The 2,140-nt window shown below is 66.1% G+C and carries 2 protein-coding genes; both read right to left on the bottom strand.

Translation table 11 applies throughout. The features are described 5' to 3' along the window. Nucleotides 1–986: UDP-glucose--hexose-1-phosphate uridylyltransferase (locus LN893_RS20335; protein ID WP_229973245.1), on the bottom strand; the 986-nt coding region annotated here is incomplete at its 3' end. A 38-nt stretch (nt 987–1,024) separates the two neighbouring features. After that, nucleotides 1,025–2,140, bottom strand: a 1,116-nt coding sequence (gene galK, locus LN893_RS20330; RefSeq protein WP_229973244.1) for a galactokinase, incomplete at its 5' end; no start/stop codon positions are given.

Raw genomic sequence — 2,140 nt, 5'->3', positions numbered from 1 at the left:
GTGATGTCGCGCTGCGGGTCTCCCAGCATCTCGTAGCCCACCATGAACTTCTTGACGGAGGCCGAGCGCAGCAGCGGCGGGTAGAAGTGCATGTGCAGGTGCCAGCCCCTGTGCTCCCCCCCGTCCGTCGGGCTCTGGTGGATGCCCGCCGAGTAGGGGAAGGACACGCCGAACACCCTGTCATACACCGCCGCCAGCTTCTGGATGGCATCGGCGTAGGCGTCCTTCTCCTCCTCCCCCATCTCCCCCAGGTGCCGTATGTGCCGCTTGGGCACAATCATCGCCTCGAAAGGCCACACCGCCCAGAAGGGCACCAGCACCGCGAAGTGACCGTTCTCATACAGCACGCGCGCCTTCTCCTCCAGCTCGAGGGCCACGTAGTCGGAGAGCAGGCTGCGCCCGTGCTCCCTGTAGTAGGCCTCCTGGTTCTCCGTCTCCTTTGCGGGGCCAGCGGGAACCGTGCCCTGCGCCCAGATCTGCCCGTGCGGGTGCGGGTTGCTGCAGCCCATCACAGAGCCCTTGTTCTCGAAGATCTGCACGTGGTTGATGAACTCCTTTGCCCCCAGCTCCAGGTACTCCCGCTGCCACAGGTCCACCACCTTCCGTATGTCGGCCACCTCCATGTCGGCCAGCGTCAGGTCGTGGCGCGGCGAGAAGCAGATCACCTTGCAGACGCCCCGCTCGCTCTCGGCCCTCAGGAGGCCGCCCTTGGTGAAGCCGCCCTCTGGCGTGGAGGCCTGCAGGGCCCCGAAGTCGTTGTCGAAGACGTAGGTGGAGGCGTAGGCGGGGTTGCGCTCCCCGCCCACACGCTCGTTGCCCGGGCAGAGGTAGCAGCCAGGGTCGTACTCGGGCCTGCCGTCCCTGCCCACCTCCTCCTGCTGCCCCTGCCAGGGGCGCTTGGCCCTGTGCGGCGATACCAGTACCCACTCCCCGCTCAGGGGGTTGTACCTTCTGTGCGGGTGCTCCGCCAAATCGAATGTGCTCATGCTTGTGTCTGTTTTATGGTTTGCGTAGTGGGGCGGCTTTACTGCGCGGCCACCGTCTGCGGGGCCAGGCTGCTGCCGTCCACGATGTCTGCGATGTAGGTCTTCAGCTCCACACCGTACTCCTGCCCGTAGGCCCTGCCCATGCGCTCGGTGAAGCGCTCCACCTGCTCCGTGCGCACCAGGTTGATGGTGCAGCCGCCGAAGCCCCCGCCCATCATGCGCGCGCCAAGCACTGCCTCGTCCCCTCTGCTTTGGTCCACCAGGAAGTCCAGCTCGGGGCAGCTCACCTCGTAGTCGTGCTGCAGGCCTTCGTGCGAGGCGTACATCCTCTCCCCGAAGGCCTCCATCTCCCCGCGCTGAAGGTGCCCGCAGGCCTCCTCCACCCTTCCGTTCTCGCTCACCACGTACCTGCAGCGCCTGTACACCACGGGGTCGAACTCCGACTGGTGCCGCTCCAGCATCTGCAGGGTCGCGTCGCGCAGGCTCCTTACCTCTGGGTAGTGCTTGTTGAGTATGGCCACGCCCTGCTCGCACTCCCTCCTGCGGGTGTTGTACTCCGAGGAGGCCAGCGAGTGCTTCACCTGCGTGTCGCAGAGCACGATGCGGTAGCCCGACATGTCCAGCGGGTAGTACTCGTAGGCAAGCGAGCGGCAGTCCAGCTTCACGGCGTGGTCCCTTCTGCCGAACATGCTGGCGAACTGGTCCATGATGCCGCACATCACCCCCGCGTACGCGTGCTCTGCCCTCTGGGCCATCTTCACCATCTCAAAGCGCTCCAGGCCCAGGCCGAACACGTGGTTGAGGGCGAAGGCAAGGCCGCACTCCACGGCCGCCGACGAGGAGAGGCCTGCGCCGATGGGCACGTTGCCCCCGAACACCAGGTCGAAGCCCCTCACCTCCAGCCCTGCCCCCTGCAGCTGCGCCACCACGCCCAGCAGGTAGTTGGCCCAGCCGATATCAGAGCGGCTCACGCCGTTCAGGCCGAACTCGGCGCTCTCCCCCAGGTCGTGGGAGAAGAAGCGGAGGGTGTCGGTGCCGTTGGGCGCCAGGGCGAAGAAGATCTCCTTGTTGATGGCCGCAGGCAGCACGAAGCCCTCGTTGTAGTCCGTGTGCTCCCCGATCAGGTTCACCCTACCAGGAGAGCGGACAACAAC

It is taken from the genome of Pontibacter harenae, from assembly GCF_020907245.1.
GTDB lineage: Bacteria > Bacteroidota > Bacteroidia > Cytophagales > Hymenobacteraceae > Pontibacter > Pontibacter harenae.
This window is presented reverse-complemented; position numbering and strand designations above follow the sequence as displayed.